This window comes from Azospirillum sp. B21 (assembly GCF_008364825.1).
Classification (GTDB): domain Bacteria; phylum Pseudomonadota; class Alphaproteobacteria; order Azospirillales; family Azospirillaceae; genus Azospirillum.
This window is the reverse complement of record NZ_VTTO01000001.1, coordinates 514,097-535,248: the sequence shown is the minus strand read 5'-3', so window position 1 is coordinate 535,248 and position 21,152 is coordinate 514,097. Positions and strand designations below refer to the sequence as shown.

The window sequence follows — 21,152 nt, the reverse complement described above, 5'->3', positions numbered from 1 at the left end:
ACCATGATCGATGCCAAGTTGACCTGATGACGTGCAAAGAAAAACCCCCTGACTTCCTTTCGGAGATCAGGGGGTTTCCTATGATGGTAGCAGCGGAGGGATTTGAACCCCCGACCAAGGGATTATGATTCCCCTGCTCTACCACTGAGCTACGCTGCCATCGTGTTCGCCGTTGTTGGCGTTTCCGCCGCCGTGGCTACCATCGTGTCCCGTCGTTGCCGCCGGGAGCCGCTATATAGGATAGGGCGACTTGGCCTGTCAACGCGGAATTTTCGGGGGGTGCGATTTTTTTCGGCCGGCCGGCGGAAAGTCGCTTAACCCCCTGATTCAGGCCGCCGTTTCACTCACCCCCGCCCCCGCGTCCACACCCCCGGCGGTGCCGGAGATCCAGCCGCCGCCCAGCACGCGGTCGCCCAGATAGACGACGCAGGCCTGTCCCGGAGCGATGCCGTGCTGGGGCTCCTGCAACTCCACCCGCGCGCTGCCGTCCGGTCCGGCGCGCCAGATCGCAGCGGCAGCGGGCTGGGCGGAGCGGAGCTTCACCGACACCTCGATGCCGTCCCCCTCGGCCAGATCGGGACCCAGCCAATTCACGTCGCGCACCATCACCAGCGAGCGGGCGAGGTCGCGGCGCGGGCCGACCACGACGCGGCGGCGGGCGGGCTCCAGGCGGACGACGTAGAGCGCCTCCTCCTCCTGGCCGCGGATGCCGCCGATGCCCAGCCCCTTTCGCTGGCCGACCGTGTAGTGGACGACGCCCTTGTGGCGGCCCAGCACGCGGCCGTCGACATGGACGATGTCGCCGGGCTCGACCGATCCGGGGCGCAGCTTCGCCACCACGTCGGCATAATTGCCGTTGGGGACGAAGCAGATGTCCTGGCTGTCGGGCTTGGCCGCCACCTCCAACCCATGGCGCTCGGCCAGCGCGCGGGTTTCCGGCTTGGTCAGGCCGCCGAGCGGGAAGCGCAGGAACTCCAACTGCTCGCGCGTGGTGGCGAACAGGAAATAGCTCTGGTCCTTGGCGGGATCGACGGCGCGGTGCAGCTCGGCGCCCTGCGGACCGGCGATGCGGCGGACGTAATGGCCGGTGGCGAGCGCGTCGGCGCCCAGGTCGCGGGCGGTGTTCAGCAGGTCGCGGAACTTGACGCGCTGGTTGCAGCGCACGCAGGGGATGGGCGTCTCGCCGCGCAGATAGCTGTCTGCGAAATCGTCCATCACGTCCTGGCTGAAGCGGCCTTCGTAATCCAGGACGTAATGCGGGATGCCGATGCGGTCGGCGACCTGACGGGCGTCGTAGATGTCCTGGCCGGCGCAGCAGGCGCCCGGCTTCTGCAAGGCGAGGCCGTGGTCGTAAAGCTGCAGCGTGATGCCGACGACGTCATAGCCCTCCTCCCGCAGCACGGCGGCGGTGACGGAGGAATCCACCCCGCCGGACATCGCCACGACGACGCGGGTGTCCTGGGGGCGCTTTGAAAGACCGAGGGAGTTCATGGCGCCCTATATGGTACGGGCAGGCGCCCGGGAAAGTAGGAAATCGAAACAGGGGACGGGCAGGGGAAAGAGGCCGCCGGGTTCTGCGTCGCGTGACGCTGGTCCGGCGGCCGGAACAGGGCTCCCCCGCGCCGTTACTTCATCGCGTTGTTGCTGCCGCCCGGCAGACGGACGACCAGACCGTCCAACTCTTCGGTCATGATGATCTGGCAGCCGAGGCGCGAGGTCTTGGTCAGGCCGAAGGCGAGGTCCAGCATGTCCTCCTCGTCCTCCTGCGCTTCCGGCAAGACGTCGAACCACTCCGGCTCGATCACGACATGGCAGGTGGAGCAGGCCAGCGAGCCCTCGCAGGCGCCTTCCAGGTCCAGGCTGTTCTTGTGCGCGATCTCCAGCACGGACAGGCCGAGCGGGGCGTCCACCTCGCGGCGGCTGCCATCGGGCTCGATGAAGGTCATCTTGGGCATGGGGTCCTCGTTCTTCTAAGGTTGCCTAGCGATTGAAAGGGCGGGTTTTGGTGACGGGTTTGGCCGGATCAGGGCCGCGGCGGCGTCCGGGCGGCGCGGCGGTCGCGGACGTCGGCGGCCAGCGCCTCCAACCGTTCCAGCCGGGCCAGGATGCGGGCCGCACCGTCGAAGGCCGACGGGCTGTCCGGGCCGGAGGCCGTCTGCGCCTTGCGGAAGGCGGGGGCGAGATACTTGATGCAGGCCTCGATCCGCTGGCCGAGCTCCAGGCCGATGCGGTCCAGTTCCAGCGCGTCGTCGGCACGGGTCAGCCGGGCGGCGAGGTCGGCGATCTCCTCATCCCCATTTTCGGCCCCATTTTCGGCCCCATCGTCCACGGACGGCGTGCCGCCCAGCAGGGACAGCAGCGCATGCGCGCGGCGGATGGGGTCGCGCAGCACCTCGTACGCCTCGCGCAGGGCGTCGACCTGGGCCTTGGCGTTGGCCTGCTGGCGCGGGCCGCGGGCGGCGAAGCGTTCCGGATCCATGGCGCGGGTGAAGCCGGCATGCTGCTTCGACAGCTGCTCCAGATCGATGTCGAAGCGCCGTTCCAGCCCCAGCCGGGTGAAGGGGTCGAGGGAGCGCGGCGGCTGTGCCGCACCGCAGGCGTGGCAGAACAGGGCGCGCGGCGCAACCGAGCGGCCGCAGGCGCCGCAGGGCTCCAGATCGCCGGCGATGGCGCCGGAAATTCCGCCGCTGTTGTTGCCGGGCGGGCCGGATTTGGAACGGGTCATGCGCGCTGTCCGTCAAAACGCCGAAAGGCTCGGCCGATAGGATGGTGTACCCGACATCATGCCTCCGCCGCCATCCGGCCCGACATCATAGGGGCCTTCCGCGGCGTCATACCCAGAAGCCGCATCCGGCGCAATGCGCGAATGCAGGCTTTCCGGATGGGAGACAGATGGTCGCGCAGCCGTGCCGGTTGTTGGAGGACCCTCAGCCATCCGCAGGCGCGCTTCGCCGCGCCATCGCGGTCCATGCCGTCAGGAAGCGGTCCACCGCCTCGTCGTCGCTGGTCCAGCCCAGGCTGACGCGGATGGCGCTGGCGGCGGCTTGGTCATCCTCGCCCATCGCCGCCAGCACATGGGACGGCTTCACCTTGCCGCTGGAACAGGCCGAACCGGCGCTGACCGCCACCCCGGCGAGGTCGAGCGTCATCACCTGGGTCTCGCCGGGCAGGCCGGGCAGCATCAGGCAGCTGGTGTTGGCGACGCGCGCCGCACCGGCGCCCATCACGCGGGCGCGCGGCATGGCGGCCAGCGCCTCGCGTTCCAGCCGGTCGCGCAGGGCCGCGAGATCGGCGGCCTCCGCCAGCCCGTCCAGCGCCAGACGCGCCGCGGCGCCGAAGCCGACGATGCCCAGCAGGTTCTCGGTGCCGGCGCGCTTGCGCCGCTCCTGTCCGCCGCCGCGGATCAGTGCGTCGGGTTCCAGACCCTCGGCCAGGATCAGGGCGCCGACGCCGGTCGGACCGCCCAGCTTGTGGGCCGACAGCGTCATCAGGTCGGCGCCGAGGGCGGACAGCGACAGGGGCAGCCGTCCGGCGGCCTGCACCGCATCGCAATGGACCAGCGCGCCGTGGGCGTGCGCGATCCAGGCGGACTCCGCCACCGGTTGGATCACCCCGGTCTCGTTGTTGACGAGCATCAGCGAGACCAGCGCCGGTTCGTCCCCACAGGCCAGACGGCGTGCCAGATCCTCCAGGTCGGCGACGCCGTCTCGGGTCACGCCGAAGCGCTCCGCGTCGGGCCGGGCGGCCAGCACCGACTCATGCTCGATGGCCGAGGTCACCACCCGGCGGCCGGCGAAGCCGCGCAGCGCGAAGTTGTTGGCCTCTGTCCCGCTGCCGGTGAACAGCACCTGTGCCGGCTTGACCCCGGCGAGCGCGGCCACGGCGGCGCGCGCCTCCTCCACCGCGCGCCGGGCGCTGCGGCCGAAGGCATGCACGGAGGACGGGTTGCCGACCAGATCCATCGCCTGACCCATCGCCGCCTTCACCTCCGGCTTCAGCGGGGCGGTGGCGTTGTGGTCGAGATAGACTCCGGTCCGCCGGAACGGGCTGACGGGCAGAATGGTCACTTTTCAGGCGTGCTCGCGTCCGGAAAGGGTCGTCTTCACTCGGCGGCGGCGACCGCGGCGCTGTCGGCGGCCGGGGCCGGGCGCAGCAGGTTCAGGCCGCTGGTGCCGATGATCCGCCGCTCCACCACGTCGGCCACGGTGACCGAGCTGAGATACATGTGGATCTGGTTGCCCAGCTCCTCCCACAGGTCGTGGGTCAGGCAGCGCGAGCGGTTGGTGCGGCAGCCCTGCGGCGTGCCGTTGGCGCAGCGGGTGGTGCGGATCGGCTCGTCCACCGCCAGGATGATGTCTGACACCCGGGTCGCGTCGGCCGGGTGGGCCAGCAGATAGCCGCCGCCGGGACCGCGCACGCTCTTGACCAGCCCGCCCTTGCGCAGCTTGGCGAACAGTTGCTCCAGGTAGGACAGCGAGATCTCCTGCCGTTCCGCGATGTCCGCCAGTGCGACCGGGCTGCCTTGGCTGGTGGCGGCCAGATCGACCATCGCCATCACGGCATAGCGTCCCTTGGTGCTGAGTCTCATCGCGGATCTCCTTGGGCTTCGTGCATCCCGACGGGGTGGGACGCCACCGCTTCCAGCGGTGTGGGTGTTGAACGGGGAAGTAGGGTTGCGGCCGATGGCGGGTTCGCCGCCTCCAGCTCGCCGACGCGGGCCTGCAGCGCCGTGACCTGATCGAGCAGGCCGGACAGCGCGCGGGCCACCGGATCGGGGATCTCGCCGCAAGGGGTGCCGTAGGGCATGAATTTGCGCGTTTCCGCCCGGTCGCGCGGGGCGACCGGCTTGGCCGGGATGCCGACGACCGCGGTGTCGGCCGGCACGTCGGCCACCACGACGGCATTGGCGCCGATGCGCGCGCCGCGCCCGACGGTGATGGCGCCCAGGATCTTGGCGCCGGCGCCGACGATCACGCCGTCGCCCAGCGTCGGATGGCGCTTGCCGGGATCGAGCGAGGTGCCGCCCAGCGTCACCCCATGATAGAGCATGACGTCGTCGCCGATCTCCGCCGTTTCGCCGATCACGACGCCCATGCCGTGGTCGATGAAGAAGCGGCGGCCGATGGTGGCGCCGGGGTGGATTTCGATGCCCGTCAGCGAGCGGGCGATCTGCGAGACGAGGCGGGCGGTCAGGTGCCAGCCGGCGTCGCGGGCACGCCGGGCAAGGCGGTGGAGCACGATCGCATGAAATCCAGGGTAGCAGACCGCCACCTCCAGCCGGGAGCGCGCCGCCGGGTCGCGCGCCATGATCCCGTCGATCTCTTCGCGAAGATGCTTGAACACGCCATCACCCGCCGTGGTATAGTCCGCCGCTCTCATCGGCCGCCCGCGCCCGGCTTCGGCCTGTCGGAACCTTGCGGTTCAGGACCTTCCGGTCCGGAACCTTGCGGATCCGGCCGGCATGGACCCGGTCTTTCGGCCGGTCCCGCTAGCGCTGGGCCGATCGGGCGGGTCAGGCGGGTTGCCCCGGAGGACGTTACGACGCATATATGATGACCAAGCAAAACGGTCAAGAATTGTGTGCGAAAAACCCCACTCCAATGCGGGAAAATCCGTGACGGGCTCGTAAGGCCCCGTGTGTCGGGGCGGCAGGTCGGATCATCCCGGTCAGTCGCCAAGGCGGTCCCAACAACCCTTTGTCCGCGTCAGGAACGTCGTTCCCATGCCTGAAGTGCTCTTCAACGGTCCCGCCGGTCGCCTGGAAGGCCGTTACACCCACGGCAAGCAGCCGAACGCCCCGGTTGCGCTGCTGTTGCACCCGCACCCGCAGCACAATGGGACGATGAACAACAAGGTGGTCTTCACCCTGTTCCAGTCCTTCACCAAGCGCGGCTATTCGGCGCTCCGCTTCAACTTCCGTGGCGTCGGGCGCAGCCAGGGCACCTACGACAAGGGGGAGGGGGAACTGGCCGACGCCGCGGCGGCGCTGGACTGGCTGCAGACCTACAACCCGAATGCGCCGGTCTGCTGGATCGGCGGCGTGTCGTTCGGCGCCTGGATCGGCATGCAGCTGCTGATGCGCCGTCCGGAGATCGACGGCTTCGTCTCGGTCTCGCCGCCGGCCAACCTGTTCGACTTCTCCTTCCTGGCGCCGTGCCCGTCCTCGGGCCTGATCATCCACGGCGACAAGGACGAGGTGGTGCCCCAGGCCGCGGTGACCAAGCTGGTGACCAAGCTGTCGCACCAGAAGGACATCCGCATCGACCACCGCGTGGTCCCCGGCGCCAGCCACTTCTTCGTCAACCGCACCGACGATCTGGCGACGCAGGTTGACGACTATCTGGATAAGGCGCTGGGCAATCCCATCGCGGCGGTGGCGGAGTAAACCCCCCACCCCAACCCTCCCCCGCTCTCGGCGGACCGAAGGTCCGTCCGATGCGGGGGAGGGGAAAAGTGCTTGTTCAGAAAAGCAGCGGTAGTCCCTCCCCCACCCAGTGGGGGAGGATAGGTGGGGGTCTAACCTCCCCAAACGCCCTCACTGCTCGCAGCCCAGAACCCACACGTCGTAGATCGGGTTCTCCATCGCCGACAGGGCGGGGCTGGAGGCGAACATCCAGCCGCTGAAGACCTGTTCCGCCTGCTCGCCGGGCTTGATCTCCGTCACCTCAAGAAAAGCGGCGGATTCCGGTGTCTCGATCGGCGGGTTCTCGCGGCAGGCGCGCAGGGTGATGCGCAGGCTGCTCATCGCCTTGGTCTCCCCCACCTTCATGGTGAAGGTGGAGGTGCGGGCGGTCACCTTGTCCAGCCATTGCAGTTTTGCCGCCGGCCGCTCCATCATCTGGCTCGGGACCGGGGCGGCCTGGACGGCCAGCGGGACCAGCACCGCCGCGGCACCCATCAGCAGAGCGGTCGGCCGGAAACATCTTGAGAGTCGCGTCACGTCGGATCGCTTCCGTTATTGCGGACGGCGCCCTTGCGGCCGGGACCTGCCTGTCGGTATGGGCTCTGCCGGGGGCGCTTTGCCTTCTAGCCCGGAAGCGGGGCAGCGTCCAGTGGCGGGGACGCCGGGATGGGTTGTCCGTGACGGATGGTTCAGCGCCGGATGGTTCAGCGCGTGACGCTGCTGCGCGACGCAGGGGCGCTGTAGGTGGAGCCGCTGCCAGTCTGCGCTTCGCTTCGGTCTTCGATCTTCTGGGTCGCCGCCCCTGCTCCGGCGCCGACCCCGGCGCCGACGACCGCACCCACCGGTCCGCCGACCACGGCCCCCGCGGCAGCACCGCCAAGTCCGCCGCTGGCAGACTTCTCTTCCATGTTGGCGCCGCAGGCTGCGGTCGCCAGGGCCAGACCCAACACGGCCAAGTGGGAGAGACGCATCGCACTTCCTCCTGCTTCGTGATCCGGCAGCGCCTGTCTGATGGTCGCCATCCGGATACGGGAGGAACGCTTGAGCGTGGCCGCTGGTTCCGGCCGGGTCTCTGCTTCCAGAGCCTGATATCAGAGCTTCGGCGGCTGGGCCGGCGCCTGTGAGGACTGTCCGTTCGACGAATCGCCCGGCTTGTTCATGCTCTGCAGCGAGAAGATGACCTGACCCAGCAATTGCTCCAGGCCCGGCGTGCTCTGCGTGAACTCGATCTTGCCGTTCGGCTTGATCATGTCGGGATCGCCGCCCGGCTCCAGCGACAGGAACTTGCCGCCCAGCAGGCTTTCCGACGCGATGACCGCCGCGGTGTCCTTCGGCAGCTTCACCGAATTGTCGACCGACAGGTGGACCACCGCCTGATAGCTGGTGGGGTCGAGAGACAGCCCGGTGACCGTGCCGACCTTCACGCCGCTGATGCGGACGTCGGCACCGCCCTGCAGGCCGGTGATGCTGGTGAAGTTGGCGGTGATGTCATAGCCCTGCACCTTGCGCAGATCGGCGCTTTTGTAGGCGAAGGCAAGAAACACGGCGGCCACGGCGAGCACGACTCCGCCCAGCACGGTTTCGATCACATTCCGGCGCATAGAGCTATCCTGCTGCGAGTTCCAGAAACGAAACCCGGCCCGAAAGGGGCCGGGCTTTCCGCTCTGACGTGAGGGTCAGTCCTTGGCAGGGATCAGCTCGGAGTCCAGGGCTCGTAGTCGCCGGTGGCCGGCACACGCTTGCCGCCGGCCAGCGCATGGCCGGGCGGACGATAGGCCTGGACCGAACCCGACATGTTGGGCAGATGTTCCTTCTGCCAGGGCTTGTGGAAGGCGCTCGACCCCTCGGGCAGCGGCTCCTTCGTGGTGTGGTGCAGCCAGCCGTGCCATTCCGGCGGGATCTTGGACGCGTCGGGCTCACCGGCATACAGGACCCAGCGGCGCTCGCGCGTGCCGGGCTTGGCGTCCTTGTTGCGGTAATAGACGTTGCCGAAGCGGTCGCTGCCGACCTTGGCGCCCCGACGCCACGTGACGTAACGGATGTGGATGTTCGCCAGTTTGGTGAACAGGGAGATCGGCTCGCTCATCGTCGCTCACGAATTCCGGAGTCTGGCCCCGCGGACACGGGGCTGGTCGAATGCGGGCCGCACTATGACACCGCAAGGGACGCGCGTCCACCGTTGGTGAGGCCCAAGCTGCTCCGCATGGTGGAAAGCGGGGCCTATTGCAGGCGGGTCGCGGCGATCTTGGCGGTATCGACCGGGGTTGCGGTGCAGCCGCCCAGCGTCGGCCCGACCGGAAGCTCCCCGAAGGCGCCGAGCGCGCCCTCTGCCTTCAGCCGGCCGACGAATCCGGGCTCCGTCCCGCGGGCGACCCACGCGAATCCGAGCCAGGTGGAGCGCACCGGCTCGCCCCCCGCCCGCACCATCGCCGCCATGGCCTCGGCGTCGCTGGTGCCGGGGGAGAAGACCGCCAGCATCATGCCGTCGGTCGCATCGGGCAGGGCGGCGCGTTGCAGCGACAGCCCCATCAGCCCCGCCCAGACCAGCAGAACGCCGCCGAACAGTACCGCGGCAAGGCCGTGGCCGATGGGGAGTCCGGAAGAGGAGGGGGCGGGGCGGTCGCTCATGGGATTTACCTTACGCCTTCGCCTCGGCCGCCGCCAGCGACGGGGCGGGCTTCTCGGCGATCGGCCAGTGGACGATGGTCGCGAACATGGCCAGCGCCACGCCCAGCCACCAGACGACGTCGTAGGACCCGGTGCGCTCGTACAGGACGCCGCCCAGCCAAACGCCCAGGAAGCCGCCGACCTGATGGCTGAAGAAGGCGAAGCCGTAGAGCGTGCCCATGTAGCGGGTGCCGAACATCAGCGCGACGAGGCCGGAGGTCGGCGGCACGGTGGACAGCCACAGCAGCCCCATCACCGCGGCGTAGACGATCACCGTCGCCGGCGAGATCGGCAGCAGGATGAAGATCGCCGTCGCGATGCCGCGCGAGAAATAGTTGGCGCACAGCAGGTAGCGCTTGCTGACCTTGCCCGCCAGCACGCCGGACGCGTAGGAGCCGATGACGTTGAACAGGCCGATCAGCGCCAGCGCCCAGGCGGCGAGCGACGCGCTGATGCCTGCCTCGGTCAGGTAGGGCGGCAGATGGGTGGTGATGAAGGCCAGCTGGAAGCCGCAGACGAAGAAGCCCGCGACCAGCAGCACATAGCTGCGGTGCTGGAAGGCCTGGCGCACCGCGGCGATGTAGCCGATGTTGGCGCCGGTCACCGCCGGGGTGCCGCTCGCCGTCATGCCCTTCGGTCCGGGGAAGACGCCGGCCAGCAGCGGCACCGCGATCATCGACGCCGCCAGCAGAAGCAGGGCGGTCTGCCAGCCGAAGCCGGCGATGAAGGCCTGACCCAGCGGCGCGAACAGGAACTGGCCCATTGATCCGGCGGCGGTGGCGATGCCGACCGACCAGCTGCGTTGTTCCGGCGGCAGCAGCCGGGTGAAGCCGGCGATGATGATGCCGAAGGACGCGCCCGACAGCCCCAGCCCGATCAGCACGCCGGCCGTCAGGTACAGTTCGACGCTGGTCGTCGCATAGGGCATCAGCGCCAGCCCGGCGGCATACAGCAGCCCGCCGCCGGCCAGCACCGGAGCGGGGCCGTAGCGGTCGGTCAGCGCCCCGGCGAAGGGGCCGCCGGCGCCCCACAGGATGTTCTGGATCGCCATGGCCAGCGCAAAGACGTCGCGGCCCCAGCCGCGGGTTTCCGAAAGCGGCCCGATGAACAGGCCCATGCTGGACCGCGGTCCGAAGGCCAGCATCGAGATCAGGCAGCCGCAGACGACGACGAGTGCTGGCGTCCTCCAGGAGGGCGCCGGTGCGGGGGTGGCGGTGGTCAAGGCGTCCTCCCGGAAGGGGCCGGCGTCGCGCGCCGGTGTTGCGGAACCGCGTGCCGCGGGGTTGCGCATCGTGGTGTTGTGTTGTCACCGACGATAGGCGGGCATCAACAGTTCGGCAAATTCATAATCGGTAACCGGGTCATTCCGCGGCGGAATGCAGGAAGGCGACCCGCTCCATCGCTTGGTTCACCGGCTGAGCGGCGGCCAACTCGCGCCGCAGCGCATCCTCCAGCCGGTCGAACACCGGGGCGATGCGTCCGGTCGTCCGCGATTGGATCAGCCAGATGGTCACCGACATCCGAAAATCAGGCAGATCGACCGGCCGGACCATGGCGGCACCGGGGATCGGTGCGATAAGGCCCATAGGCGCCAGTCCGAACCCGACGCCGCGTGCCACCAGCGACACCAGCAGGCTCTGGTCGTAGGCCTCCACCGTCACATTGGGCTGCAGTCCCAGCGGCGCCAGCGCCTGGTGGAGCGCCTCTCGGTACCGGCAGCCGTTGGGCTGCAGCACCCATCCATGTTCGTTCATCGATGCCAGATCGGCGCCGACCGACCGGTCGGGAGAGGCGACGATGCTGACATCCTCGGTCCCGATCCGGCGGGCGGGCAGATCGTCGGGCGGCGTCTGCTCCTCGCACATCAGGATCAGCCCGCCGTCGAGCGTACCGGCGCGGACCTGCTCGATCAGCGGGTTGCTCCAGTCGGAATGCAGACGAAGCGTCAGGCCCGGAAAGCCGGCGCGCAGATCGTCCAGCGGCCGTCCGGCGGCGAGCGCGGTCAGCACATGCGCCACGCCCAGCCGCAGCAGCCCGCGCGGTTCGGCAGACCCGGCGAAAGCGTCGGCGAAGTCGCTGGCCGCCGCCAGGATGCGCCGCGCATGGGCAAGCGCCAGCTCCCCGTCGCGGGTCAGCGCCAGCGGCTTGGTCTGCCGGTCGAACAGCACGACGCCCAGTTCCGCCTCCAGCCGCTGGATCAGCCGCGACACCGCCGACTGCGTCAGCCCCAGCCGGTTGCCGGCCTCCTGCACCGACTGCGCATCGGCCACGGCGATGAAGGTGCGGATTTCGTTGAGCTTCATGGGGCCTCGAACGGGTTCAGCAGCGGAATGCCGAAGGCTTGGAAATCGCGTGTGTTGCGTGTGGCGACTGTCAGCCCGTGCGCCTGGGCGGTGGCTGCGATCAGGGCGTCCACCGGATCGCAGTTCCGATGTGCATCGCGAAGATGTCCCCAGATGGTCGCCACCGTCAGCGAAACCGGCAATATGCGGTCCGACCAGGCTTCCACACCCATTATCCAGGTTTCAAGCTGCTCCGCCTTGGCGGCATCGCTGCGGCGGATGTTGGCGATCCCGCGATGGATCTCTCCGATGCTGACGACGCTGACAAAGGCCTCTGAAGGCGGAAGCTGCTCCAGCCAGCCGATCACCTGCGGACTGGGCCTTGGCCGAGGTGGTTCGGACAGGATGTTGGTGTCCAGCAGGTATGCCATCAGATCGCATCTGCACCGAAATCCACCGGCTTGCGGGTTTCCGGTCCATGGCGTCCGCCGATCGCATCATCGAGGTCGATATCCGCCGCGTCGACAGGGCGCAGCAATGCCTCGATCAAATTTCTGGGCGTTGGCGAGGACGGTACGGCAAGCTCCCCGCGCAGCCGTTCGTAGTCGGCGGCGGACAGCATCACCATCGACGGCTTGCCGGGGCGCACAATGGTCAAAGGCCCTTCGGCAAGGGCACGCTCGATGGCTGCATCCAGACCGGGATCGTCGGCCTTCGAGTATAGAACGCCCATCGCCTGCCCTCCGCACTCCGTCACCATATCGGTGATTCTCGGGACGGGGTGACATGCTGTCAAGCGGTGCGCTAGGCTGTGGCTCATGACCGCATCATCTGATCCGACCGCCACCCAGCCCGACCGTTCCAGCCGCGAATATCCCGACCGTCCCTGGGTGGGGGTGGGGGTTGTCGTCTGGCGCGGGGACAGGGTCCTGCTGATCCGCCGGGGCAAGGCGCCGCGGCTGGGGCAATGGAGCCTGCCGGGCGGGGCGCAGTCGGTGGGCGAGACCGTGTTCGAGACGGCGATCCGCGAGGTGCGGGAGGAAACCGGACTGGAGGTGGTGCCGACCGGCATCGTCACCGTGGTGGACGCCATCACCCCCGATGCCGAGGGCCGCGTCCATTACCACTACACGCTGGTGGAGGTGGCGGCGGACAGTGCGGAGGGCGATCCGATCTGCGCCGACGATGCGCTGGAAGCCTGCTGGGCCACCGCCGATGAGGCCGGCGACCTGACGGAGTGGGACGAGACCCGGCGGATCATCCTGATGTCGGCGGAACAGCGGAAGGCCCGCCCGGCTTCAGGCCGATGACGACGCTGCGTTCGGCCAGGAACTCCGCCACGCCATCGGCTGTCAGTGGGCGCGACAGCCAATAGCCCTGCAGCGTGTCGCAGCGGTAGGCCTGAAGGTACAGGCGCTGTTCGGCCGTCTCCACCCCCTCCGCCACCACGCCGAGGTCGAGGGCATGGGCAAGCGCCACCACCGCCTGGACGATGGCGGCGGCGTCGCGGTCCTCCACCATCGCCTGGACGAACTGCTTGTCGATCTTCAGCGCTTCCACCGGCACCCGCCGCAGGGTGGCGAGCGACGACCAGCCGGTGCCGAAATCGTCCAGCACCATCCGGATTCCGGCGCCGCGCAGCTGCAGCAGGGCCTCGCGCGCGTCGGCGGTCTGGCTGAACATTGCGGTTTCGGTCAGCTCCAGCTTCAGGTTGGCTGCGGGCAGGCCGGTTTCTCCCAGGATCCCCAGCACCTTCAGCACCAGACCCGGATCGTCGAGCTGACGGGCCGACAGGTTCACCGACACCGGAACGTCGACGATGCCGGCGCGAAGCCAGCCGGCCGCCGCGGTGCAGGCGGCACGCAGGGTCCATTCGCCCAGCAGGTGGATCGCCTCGCCCTGTTCGGCCATCGGCACGAAGACGTCGGGGGGCAGCATGGTGCCGTCGGACAGGCGCCAGCGCGACAGAACTTCGAACCCGGTCAGGCGGTTGGTGAAGACGTCGGCCTGCGGTTGGAAGACCAGCGACAGCTCGTGCCGGTCGATGGCGTCGCGGACCCGCTCGACGAATCCGGCGTCGGATGTCCCCGGCGTATCGGGCCCGTTCGACGTCGCGTGCGTGTTCGCCACCGTCCGCTCCATTCCGCCAACCTTTGCCGGTCGCTGCCCGGCTCTCCCTGGCATAACAACCACAGCAATGATTTGTTAACCATGTCGCGAAAGAGCTTGACGAATTTTATATGGTTACGAAAGGATTAACGTTGCTGGGGCGGTGACAAGAAAAGGGCGAAGCGTAGGCATTGCCGCACTCCATCCTTGGGTCGGGACCTCACCCACGGGTTGCCCCATGCTTGAGCCGGCTGGGCAGCAGCTCCCCCGATTGATCGAGCACCGGGTAGGCGGCGGCGACCAGATGGGCGTTGATGCGGCGCAGATCGCGCAGGATGTCCAGGTGCAGGGCGCTGGTCTCCACGCTTTCGGTCCGTCCGGCACGCAGGCGGGCGAAATGCGCTTCGGTGGCACTGGTCTCCAGGTCGCGGATCACTTCCTTCTCGCGCATCAGCGCGCGGGCGGAGCGGATATCGCCGGACACGAAGACGGCGGCGGCCAGCCGCTGGGTTTCGCTCAGCCTTTCCAGCATGCCGGCGATCTCGGCCGCCCCTTCGGTGGAAAAGCGCAGCTTGCGCCGGATCTTCTTCGACGCGGCCTCCATCAGGTTGCGGTCGACGATGTCGCCGACATGTTCGAGGTTGATGGTGAAGGTCAGCACGTCCGATACCCGGCGCGCATCCTGCTCATCGAGGTCCTCGACGTTGATCTGGGTGAGGTAGCGCTTGATCGCGTCGTGCAGTCGGTCCAGCACGTCGTCCATCCGGCGGATTTCCTGCACCCGCTTGCGGTCGTCGCTGTGCAGCACGTCCAGGGCGCCGCGCAGCATGCTGTCCACCGTGTCGGCCATGCGCAGCGCCTCGCGCGCCGCGTTGGCGATGGCGAGGTGGGGGACGCGCAGCGCGCTGCGGTCGAGGTAGAGCGGCATTCCCGGGTCGGCAACGGCCACACGCTCCGGGAACAGCCGGGTCAGGACCCGTGCGAACCAGGGCAGCGGGCCGATGAACAGCGCGGCCATCGCCAGATTGAAGGCGAGGTGGAAATTGGCGGCCAGCCGCGTGGCATCCGGCGACACCGTCTGAAGCCCGGCGGTGATCGGCCCCAGCAGCGGCACGACGATCAGGCAGCCGACGACGCGGTTGACCAGATTGCCGACCGGCAGCCGCCGGGCCGCCGGGTTGTGACCGTCCCCGCCCGGTCCCTCGATGACCGGGTTGACGGCGCTGCCCAGGTTGGCGCCCGCCACCATGGCGACCGCCGCCTCCGGCGCGATCACCCCGCCGCCGGCCAGTGAGGCGATCAGCAGGATCGCGGCGACGCTGGAATGGGCGGCCCAGGACAGGATGGCGGCCAGCAGCACCGCCACCACCGGATCGGCGGTGAGCATGCCCAGCATCCGCTGCAGCATCGGCGCGTTCTCCGCCGGGGCGATGGTCGCCAGCAGCAGGTGCAGCGACAGCAGCATCAGCCCCAGCCCGATGGCGACCCGGCCCAGGTCGCGGCTGCGCGTCCGGCTGCCGCGGCGGAAGGCAAGGAAGCCGCCCAGCAGCAGCACCGGCGCCACATGGGCGACGTCGAAGGCGAGAACCTGGACGATCAGGGTGGAGCCGACATTGGCCCCCAGCATCACCGCCAGCGCCGGCATCAGCGACACCAGCCCGTTGGCGGTGAAGCCTGTCGCCATCAGGCCGGTGGCGGTGCTGCTCTGCAGCAGCATGGTTATGCCCATGCCGGACAGGAAGGCGGTCCAGCGGTTGCGCAGCCCCGCCCCCAGGATGCGGCGCAGGTCGCCGCCCAGCGCGCGGGTCAGCCCGCTCTGCACCATGTGCAGCCCCCACAGGAGCAGCACGACGTTCCCGGCCAGTTCCAGCAGCACCCGCGTCGCCTGCATCGCACCCCCTGTGTCGGATCGGGGGCGGTCAGGCCGCACCCCTAACTGAAGGGTGGGGCGTGCGGATTGTTACGACAATATGACAGTTGGGTGACGGCGGAGGTGGAATGGGGGCTGTTACGCCCCCGTCCCCTCAAACCTCGTCCGATCAGACGTTGAAGCGGAAGTGGAAGATGTCGCCGTCCTGGACGACGTATTCCTTGCCTTCCTGGCGCATCTTGCCGGCGTCCTTCGCCCCCTGCTCGCCACCCAGCGTGACGTAGCTGGTGTAGTCGATGGTTTCGGCGCGGATGAAGCCGCGTTCGAAGTCGGTGTGGATGACGCCGGCGGCCTCCGGGGCCTTGGCGTTGCGGCGCACGGTCCAGGCGCGCGTCTCCTTGGGGCCGACGGTGAAGAAGGTGATCAGGTCCAGCAGCTTGAAGCCGGCGCGGATCAGCTTGTTCAGGCCGGTTTCCTCCAGCCCCATCGATTCCAGGAATTCCGCCTTCTCGGCCGGATCGGTGAGCTGGGCGACCTCGGACTCGATGGCGGCGGAGATGACGACGACCTCGGCATTCTCGGCCTTGGCCTTTTCGGCGACCTTGGCGGAGAAGCTGTTGCCGGTGGCGGCGGACGCCTCCTCCACGTTGCAGACATAGAGGACCGGCTTGGCGGTCAGCAGCATGAACTGCTTGAACACCGGCCGCTCCTCGTCCGACACCTCGACCACGCGGGCGGGCTTGCCGTCCTGGAGCACCTTGAGGGCACGCTCCATCAGGTCGGCCTTGATCTTGCTGTCCTTGTCGCCGCCCTTGGCCTTCTTCTGCAGGCTGGTCAGCTGGCGTTCCAGGCTTTCCATGTCGGCGAGCATCAGCTCGGTTTCGACCACCTCGGCGTCGCGCAGCGGATCGACGCTGCCCTCGACATGGGTGATGTCGTCGTCCTCGAAGCAGCGCAGCACATGGACGATGGCGTCGACTTCGCGGATGTTGGCGAGGAACTGGTTGCCCAGCCCTTCACCCTTCGACGCGCCGCGGATCAGGCCGGCGATGTCCACGAACTCCAACTGGGTCGGGATGACCTTCTGCGACTTGGCGATTTCCGCCAGCTTGTCCTGCCGCGGGTCGGGCACGCTGACGCGGCCGACGTTCGGCTCCTTGGTGCAGAAGGGGAAATTCGCCGCCTCCGCCGCCTGGGTGGCGGTCAGCGCGTTGAAAAGGGTCGACTTGCCGACGTTCGGCAGGCCGACGATGCCGCAATTGAAGCCCATGGGTGGGTGCTCGCCGTCGGAAATGCTGGAATTGACGCGCTTTATCCTACGATGGGGACCAAAGCGCAAACGCGAAGTGGGGGAGGGGACGGGCAGGCCGCGGCTTATCGCGCCTGCGTCGCCACCGTCACCTTGTTCATGAACAGCTCCGGCTGGCCTTCCACCATCAGGGGGAGGTTGTCGGAGACGGCGTCGAGCAGCGGGTCGATCCAGGTCTGGTCGGCCTTGGCGAAGTCGTGCAGGACATAGCCGCTGACCAGATCCTTGTTGCCGGGATGGCCGATGCCCAGCCGGATGCGCCAGTATTCCTTGCCGATATGCGCGTCGATGGAGCGCAGGCCGTTGTGGCCGCCATGGCCGCCGCCCTTCTTCACCCGGATCTTGCCGGGGGGCAGGTCGAGTTCGTCATGGATGACGACGACGTTCTCGGGCTTCAGCTTGTAGAACTGCAGGGCCGCCACCACCGACTGGCCGGACAGGTTCATGAAGGTGGCGGGTTCGAGCGCCAGCACCTTGTCGCCGGCGACGGTGCCCTCGGCGGTCTGGCCCTGGAAGCGCTTCTTCCACGGGGTGAAGCGATGGCGCTGGGCGATGGTCTCCACCGCCATGAAACCGATGTTGTGGCGGTTGCGGGCATACTCGTTGCCGGGGTTGCCCAATCCGACCAGAAGCAGCATGTCCCTCACCCTTCGGAAAGCACTCTCCACAAACGAAGCGGGGGGCCGAAGCCCCCCACTGTACCCATCGTCGAAGAACGGACGCTCCGGTTAGGAAGCGGCGCCCTCTTCCGACTTCAGGCCCGACGGAGCAACGATGGTCGCGATGGTGAAATCGCGATCGGTGATCGTCGAGGTCACACCCTCCGGCAGCTTGACCGAGGAGATGTGGATCGAGTCGCCGACGTCGAAGCCCTCGCACGAGATCGTGATGCTCTCGGGGATGCTGTCGGCCGGGCAGCTCAGCTCCAGCTCGTGACGGACGATGTTCAGAACGCCGCCGCGCTTCAGGCCGGCCGACTTGTCCTGATCGACGAACTCGACCGGAACCTGCACGTTGGTGCGGGTGTCGGCCGAAACGCGCAGGAAGTCGACATGCAGCGGGACGTCGGTCACCGGGTGGAACTGCACGTCGCGCGGCAGGACGCGATGGGCGGCGCCGTCGACGGTCACTTCGAACAGGTGCGTGAAGAAGCCCGGCTGATGCAGGACGCGGGTGAACTCGAACTTCTCGAGCGAAATGGTCAGGGGAGCCTGCTTGCCACCGTAGATGACGGCCGGAATGCGGCCGTCACGGCGGGTCTGGCGGGCGGTCCCCTTGCCGGCCCGTTCGCGCGTCTCAGCGCCGAGCGGAATGATCTTGGTCATGACGATGCTCCAAAACGAAAAGGGCGCCGGCCTCCAGGGGTGCCGACGCGTGCGCGGCGTGCTTACGGCAATCGGGGAGCTGCGTCAAGGGGCGTGGCGGATTTTCACATGAACAGGCGGCGGATGGAACGTTTGAAACGGTATGAAACGGTTTCCGCGACCCTGTTCAGTTGTTCACTTCGCAGGGTGGGTGACGGCGCATGCGGGGCCCTCCACGGGCAAGGACTTGACCCGTCCACTATACCATGGCTGACGGGACGGCTTAAGCATCCCACGAAAACGTGCCTCCGGTCAGACCGCCGTGAACCATGCGGAGGTGACCTCGTCCGCTGCGATGCCGGCCAGCGTCAGGCTGCCGGAGCCCCTGACATCGACCACCGCGTCGCCTGACACGTTGGAGCGGACCCGCCAATGGAGACTGCCGGCAAGGCCGATGCGGTCGCCCTCCGCGAAATCGAAGTCGGTGACCAGATCGCGGCCGCCGCCCCGGCCGGTCACGAACAGGTCGGCGCCCTCGCCGCCGGTCAGCGTGTCCTTCCCGCGGCCGCCGAACAGCAGGTCGTCTCCCGCCCCGCCGGCAAGCAGGTCGTTGCCCGACCAGCCGCAGAGCGTGTCGTCGCCGTCGCCGCCGGTCAGGGTATCGGCCCGCCGCGTGCCCCGGATCTTCCGGCCGGGCTCGGGTTCGGTCCCCAGCGTCGCGACGAAGACGTCGAGGAGGGGGCCGTTGGCATCGTCCGGCGACAGGTCGGGGGCGGCGCTGGTGAAGGCGATGCGGCTGCCGTCGGAGGAAAGGGTCGCCGCATCGCCCCAATTGGCCCCGCTGCCGGTCAGGCCGTCCGGCGACAGGCTGACCAGCGTGATCTCTCCGCTGGTCAGGTCCTTCATGAACACGTCGGGCAGTCCGTTGGTGTCGTCGGGCACGAGGTTGGTGGCACTGCTGACGAAGACCACCTTCGTTCCGTCGCCGGACACGTCCCCGTCGCCCGACCAGCCGTTGGACTGCACGCCCGCGGCGGTCTGGCTGACCAGAGTCAGGGTGCCGGTCGCCAGATCCTTCAAGAACACGTCGTCGGTGTCGTTGAGTTCGTTCGGCACCAGATTGTCGGCGGCGGTCACGAACACGACCTTGCTGCCGTCATCCGACAGGCCCATGCCGCCGGACAGCCGATTCGGCTGGGTTCCATCCGCCGACTGGCTGACCAGCGTGACCTGACCCGTGGTCAAATCCTTGAGAAAGGTGTCCATCTCACCGTTCACATCGCCGGGCACGAGGTTGGTGGCGGCGCTGGTGAAGACCAGCTTCGACCCGTCGGCCGACAGCTTCGGAGAGGCGCTGAAGTCGTTGGTCTGGGCGCCGTCGGCGGTCAGGCTCGCCAGGGTCACGGCCCCCGTGGACAGGTCTTTCACGAAGATGTCGCCCTGGCCGTTGGTGTCACCGGGCACGAGGTCGTCTGCCCTGCTTTCGAAGGCCACGATTCTGCCGTCTGCGGACAGGGCCGGCGACGTGCTGAACCCGTTGGCGGAGACACCGCCGGCGGTCTGGCTGACCAGCGTCACCTGCCCGGTGACCATGTCCTTCACGAACACGTCGAAGGTGCCGTTGGTGTCGTTGGGAACGAGGAACTCCGCATCGCTGGCGAAGGCCACCGTCGTTCCATCGGACGACAACGTGTACCTGAAGAAGGTGCCTTGGGCGACCGTGCCGTCGGCGGCGGTGTTGACCCGTGTGATGGCGCCGGTCGTCAGATCCTTCAGGAAGAGGTCGTACTGGCCGTTGGTGTCGCCGGGGACAAGATCGCTGGCGGAGCTTTGGAACACCACCTTGGTTCCATCGGCGGAGATCACCGGGGCGGAGGAGTTGGAGTTGCCCCCGACACCCTCCGCGTCGGAACTTGCAAGTTCGATGTCGATGGCAGGCGTGGTCGCAGGCATGGCGTACCCTCCCCCCGTGCCCTTCCTGGGGCTTCGGTGTTGTGGCAGTTCCGAAGGGTGGCGGGGGCCGTCGTTCTCCAGCGCCGCTCGGGCATCAATTCGCGGTCGTCACCGTCCGCCACCGATCGAGATCAGGCAGGTTTGTTCGCGGATTGATTGTAGCGGAAAGCAGCCTCCGGCGCGGTGAAATTTAAGGTTACGGACGATCCCGATCGGTGCGAGCGGAAGCTGCAAGTGCGATCAGTGCCGCCGCAAGCCGCGGTAGGCGGCAAAGGCAGCCACCGCAGCGCCGGCCATCAGCACGGGCGAGACCCAGGCGGGCGGCGGGGTGTAGAAGCCGCCTGTGACGTCGCGGCCCCTCTCCACCGGCTGGAACAGGTTGCCGTCGTCGTGCGGCGCCGGGGGCTGCCGGTCGAAATGGCGGTGGGCGCCATAGCCCGCCACCGCCTCCACCAGCCGCGGCGCCACGGCGTGGCCGAGCCGGGCCAGCGGCGTCAGCGCCCCGACCATCGCCTTGGCGCGCGGACGGCGGGCGACGGCCACCATCGTCGCCGCCACGTCCTCGGGATCGTCGTAGATCGGGCCTTCCGGCGACAGCTCGTGCCCGGTGTAGTTGGCGCCGTGCATCATGCCGGGTGTGTCGGTGAAGGCGGGATAGACGCCGCAGACATGCAGGTCCGGGCTGTCGACCAGCTCCGCCCGCAGGCTTTCCAGCAGCCCGTCCAGACCGTATTTGCTCGCCGCATAGGCCGCGGCATAGGGAGCGGGCGCGAAGGCGCCGACCGAAACGGTTGCGATGAAGGTGCCGTGGCCCTGGCGGCGGAACAGGGGCAGCACGGCATGGGCGCCGTGGAGCGGCCCCAGCAGGTTGGTCTCGATCACCCGGCGATGCGCCTCGACCGGGGTGTCCTCGAAACGGCCGACCGCGCCGACGCCGGCATTGGCGATCCAGATGTCGATGGAGCCGAATTCCTCCACCGTACGCTCGGCGAGGCGCTTCACCGCGTCCGCATCGGTGACGTCGGTGGGGATGACGACGGCGCTGGCGCCCAGGCCGCGGCACTCCTCCGCCACCTCCTCCAGCAGTTCCTCCCGGCGGGCGGCCAGCGCCAGCCGGGCGCCCTCGCGCGCGAAGGCCAGTGCGGTGGCCCGCCCGATCCCGCTCGATGCTCCGGCCACCACGACGGCGGCGCCTTGCAGATCCTGCATCCTTCTGCCCTCCGGCTTGCGCTGTATCGACAGCCTCAACAGGAGG

At 68.4% G+C, this 21,152-nt stretch carries 24 protein-coding genes and 1 tRNA gene; 2 read left to right on the top strand and 23 right to left on the bottom strand.

Features of this window, described 5'->3' with window-relative positions:
- Nucleotides 1-84 precede the first annotated feature (84 nt).
- The 7 genes from FZ983_RS02555 to epsC all read right to left on the bottom strand — a co-directional run bounded on the left by FZ983_RS02555 (nucleotide 85) and on the right by epsC (nucleotide 5,379).
- Nucleotides 85-159: transfer RNA gene (locus FZ983_RS02555), tRNA-Met, on the bottom strand.
- A 168-nt stretch (nucleotides 160-327) separates the two neighbouring features.
- Complete coding sequence (gene mnmA / locus FZ983_RS02550) at nucleotides 328-1,491, bottom strand: tRNA 2-thiouridine(34) synthase MnmA (RefSeq protein WP_149222038.1); 1,164 nt, start codon at nucleotides 1,489-1,491, stop codon at nucleotides 328-330.
- A gap of 134 nt (nucleotides 1,492-1,625) precedes the next feature.
- Nucleotides 1,626-1,955, bottom strand: coding sequence for a ferredoxin family 2Fe-2S iron-sulfur cluster binding protein (locus FZ983_RS02545; protein ID WP_014248228.1), 330 nt, complete (start codon nucleotides 1,953-1,955; stop codon nucleotides 1,626-1,628).
- Between the two features lie 68 nt (nucleotides 1,956-2,023).
- The gene (locus tag FZ983_RS02540; RefSeq protein WP_149222037.1) at nucleotides 2,024-2,725 is read right to left on the bottom strand and encodes a molecular chaperone DnaJ; all 702 of its coding nucleotides are present in this window, start codon (nucleotides 2,723-2,725) and stop codon (nucleotides 2,024-2,026) included.
- Nucleotides 2,726-2,927: 202 nt separating this feature from the next.
- Entirely contained in the window at nucleotides 2,928-4,067 is a 1,140-nt protein-coding gene (locus FZ983_RS02535; protein ID WP_149222036.1) for a cysteine desulfurase family protein, read from the bottom strand.
- A 35-nt stretch (nucleotides 4,068-4,102) separates the two neighbouring features.
- Nucleotides 4,103-4,588: an Rrf2 family transcriptional regulator gene (locus FZ983_RS02530; RefSeq protein ID WP_014248224.1), complete on the bottom strand. Its 486-nt coding sequence runs from the start codon at nucleotides 4,586-4,588 to the stop codon at nucleotides 4,103-4,105.
- Nucleotides 4,585-5,379: a serine O-acetyltransferase EpsC gene (epsC, locus tag FZ983_RS02525; RefSeq protein WP_149222035.1), complete on the bottom strand. Its 795-nt coding sequence runs from the start codon at nucleotides 5,377-5,379 to the stop codon at nucleotides 4,585-4,587. The genes FZ983_RS02530 and epsC overlap by 4 nt, the downstream gene beginning before the upstream one ends.
- A 343-nt stretch (nucleotides 5,380-5,722) precedes the next feature.
- Here epsC and FZ983_RS02520 point away from each other — a divergent pair, with 343 nt between their 5' ends.
- The gene (locus tag FZ983_RS02520) at nucleotides 5,723-6,385 is read left to right on the top strand and encodes an alpha/beta hydrolase (RefSeq protein WP_149222034.1); all 663 of its coding nucleotides are present in this window, start codon (nucleotides 5,723-5,725) and stop codon (nucleotides 6,383-6,385) included.
- 150 nt (nucleotides 6,386-6,535) lie between these two features.
- Here FZ983_RS02520 and FZ983_RS02515 read toward each other — a convergent pair whose 3' ends face one another.
- The 9 genes from FZ983_RS02515 to FZ983_RS02475 form a co-directional block, all read right to left on the bottom strand.
- Nucleotides 6,536-6,940: a DUF2155 domain-containing protein gene (locus tag FZ983_RS02515; RefSeq protein ID WP_247883539.1), complete on the bottom strand. Its 405-nt coding sequence runs from the start codon at nucleotides 6,938-6,940 to the stop codon at nucleotides 6,536-6,538.
- A gap of 167 nt (nucleotides 6,941-7,107) precedes the next feature.
- Nucleotides 7,108-7,374, bottom strand: a complete 267-nt coding sequence (locus tag FZ983_RS02510; protein ID WP_149222033.1) for a hypothetical protein — start codon at nucleotides 7,372-7,374, stop codon at nucleotides 7,108-7,110.
- A 120-nt stretch (nucleotides 7,375-7,494) separates the two neighbouring features.
- Nucleotides 7,495-8,004 (bottom strand): outer membrane lipid asymmetry maintenance protein MlaD, encoded by a 510-nt coding sequence (gene mlaD, locus FZ983_RS02505; RefSeq protein WP_149222032.1) that lies wholly within the window; start codon nucleotides 8,002-8,004, stop codon nucleotides 7,495-7,497.
- A gap of 92 nt (nucleotides 8,005-8,096) precedes the next feature.
- Entirely contained in the window at nucleotides 8,097-8,489 is a 393-nt protein-coding gene (locus tag FZ983_RS02500) for an NADH:ubiquinone oxidoreductase subunit NDUFA12 (RefSeq protein WP_149222031.1), read from the bottom strand.
- Between the two features lie 134 nt (nucleotides 8,490-8,623).
- Complete coding sequence (locus FZ983_RS02495) at nucleotides 8,624-9,031, bottom strand: hypothetical protein (protein WP_149222030.1); 408 nt, start codon at nucleotides 9,029-9,031, stop codon at nucleotides 8,624-8,626.
- Between the two features lie 10 nt (nucleotides 9,032-9,041).
- On the bottom strand, nucleotides 9,042-10,292 hold the full coding sequence (locus tag FZ983_RS02490; RefSeq protein ID WP_149222029.1) for an MFS transporter: 1,251 nt from the start codon (nucleotides 10,290-10,292) through the stop codon (nucleotides 9,042-9,044).
- A 139-nt stretch (nucleotides 10,293-10,431) separates the two neighbouring features.
- Nucleotides 10,432-11,373 carry a LysR family transcriptional regulator gene (locus FZ983_RS02485; protein ID WP_149222028.1) on the bottom strand — a complete coding sequence of 314 codons (942 nt, stop codon included), beginning with the start codon at nucleotides 11,371-11,373 and terminating at the stop codon, nucleotides 10,432-10,434.
- Nucleotides 11,370-11,783 (bottom strand): type II toxin-antitoxin system VapC family toxin, encoded by a 414-nt coding sequence (locus FZ983_RS02480; protein ID WP_149222027.1) that lies wholly within the window; start codon nucleotides 11,781-11,783, stop codon nucleotides 11,370-11,372. Before FZ983_RS02480 ends, FZ983_RS02485 begins: the two co-directional genes overlap by 4 nt.
- Nucleotides 11,783-12,172 (bottom strand): type II toxin-antitoxin system prevent-host-death family antitoxin, encoded by a 390-nt coding sequence (locus tag FZ983_RS02475; protein WP_188092230.1) that lies wholly within the window; start codon nucleotides 12,170-12,172, stop codon nucleotides 11,783-11,785. Before FZ983_RS02475 ends, FZ983_RS02480 begins: the two co-directional genes overlap by 1 nt.
- Here FZ983_RS02475 and FZ983_RS02470 point away from each other — a divergent pair.
- Nucleotides 12,171-12,662, top strand: coding sequence for an NUDIX hydrolase (locus tag FZ983_RS02470; protein WP_149222026.1), 492 nt, complete (start codon nucleotides 12,171-12,173; stop codon nucleotides 12,660-12,662). The genes FZ983_RS02475 and FZ983_RS02470 overlap by 2 nt on opposite strands.
- Here the strand turns inward: FZ983_RS02470 and FZ983_RS02465 are convergent.
- The 7 genes from FZ983_RS02465 to FZ983_RS02435 all read right to left on the bottom strand — a co-directional run bounded on the left by FZ983_RS02465 (nucleotide 12,610) and on the right by FZ983_RS02435 (nucleotide 21,106).
- Nucleotides 12,610-13,482, bottom strand: coding sequence for an EAL domain-containing protein (locus tag FZ983_RS02465; RefSeq protein WP_247883537.1), 873 nt, complete (start codon nucleotides 13,480-13,482; stop codon nucleotides 12,610-12,612). The genes FZ983_RS02470 and FZ983_RS02465 overlap by 53 nt on opposite strands.
- Nucleotides 13,483-13,681: 199 nt before the next feature.
- Nucleotides 13,682-15,352 (bottom strand): Na/Pi cotransporter family protein, encoded by a 1,671-nt coding sequence (locus FZ983_RS02460; protein WP_149222024.1) that lies wholly within the window; start codon nucleotides 15,350-15,352, stop codon nucleotides 13,682-13,684.
- A gap of 148 nt (nucleotides 15,353-15,500) precedes the next feature.
- Nucleotides 15,501-16,601 (bottom strand): redox-regulated ATPase YchF, encoded by a 1,101-nt coding sequence (gene ychF, locus FZ983_RS02455; protein WP_149222023.1) that lies wholly within the window; start codon nucleotides 16,599-16,601, stop codon nucleotides 15,501-15,503.
- A 104-nt stretch (nucleotides 16,602-16,705) separates the two neighbouring features.
- The gene (gene pth, locus FZ983_RS02450) at nucleotides 16,706-17,278 is read right to left on the bottom strand and encodes an aminoacyl-tRNA hydrolase (protein ID WP_085089862.1); all 573 of its coding nucleotides are present in this window, start codon (nucleotides 17,276-17,278) and stop codon (nucleotides 16,706-16,708) included.
- A gap of 90 nt (nucleotides 17,279-17,368) precedes the next feature.
- Complete coding sequence (locus FZ983_RS02445; protein WP_149222022.1) at nucleotides 17,369-17,965, bottom strand: 50S ribosomal protein L25/general stress protein Ctc; 597 nt, start codon at nucleotides 17,963-17,965, stop codon at nucleotides 17,369-17,371.
- 291 nt (nucleotides 17,966-18,256) lie between these two features.
- A complete protein-coding gene (locus FZ983_RS34975; RefSeq protein WP_149222021.1) occupies nucleotides 18,257-19,897 on the bottom strand; it encodes a PD40 domain-containing protein in 1,641 nt (546 codons plus the stop codon).
- Nucleotides 19,898-20,137: 240 nt separating this feature from the next.
- Nucleotides 20,138-21,106, bottom strand: coding sequence for an SDR family oxidoreductase (locus FZ983_RS02435; RefSeq protein WP_149222020.1), 969 nt, complete (start codon nucleotides 21,104-21,106; stop codon nucleotides 20,138-20,140).
- Nucleotides 21,107-21,152: the final 46 nt, after the last annotated feature.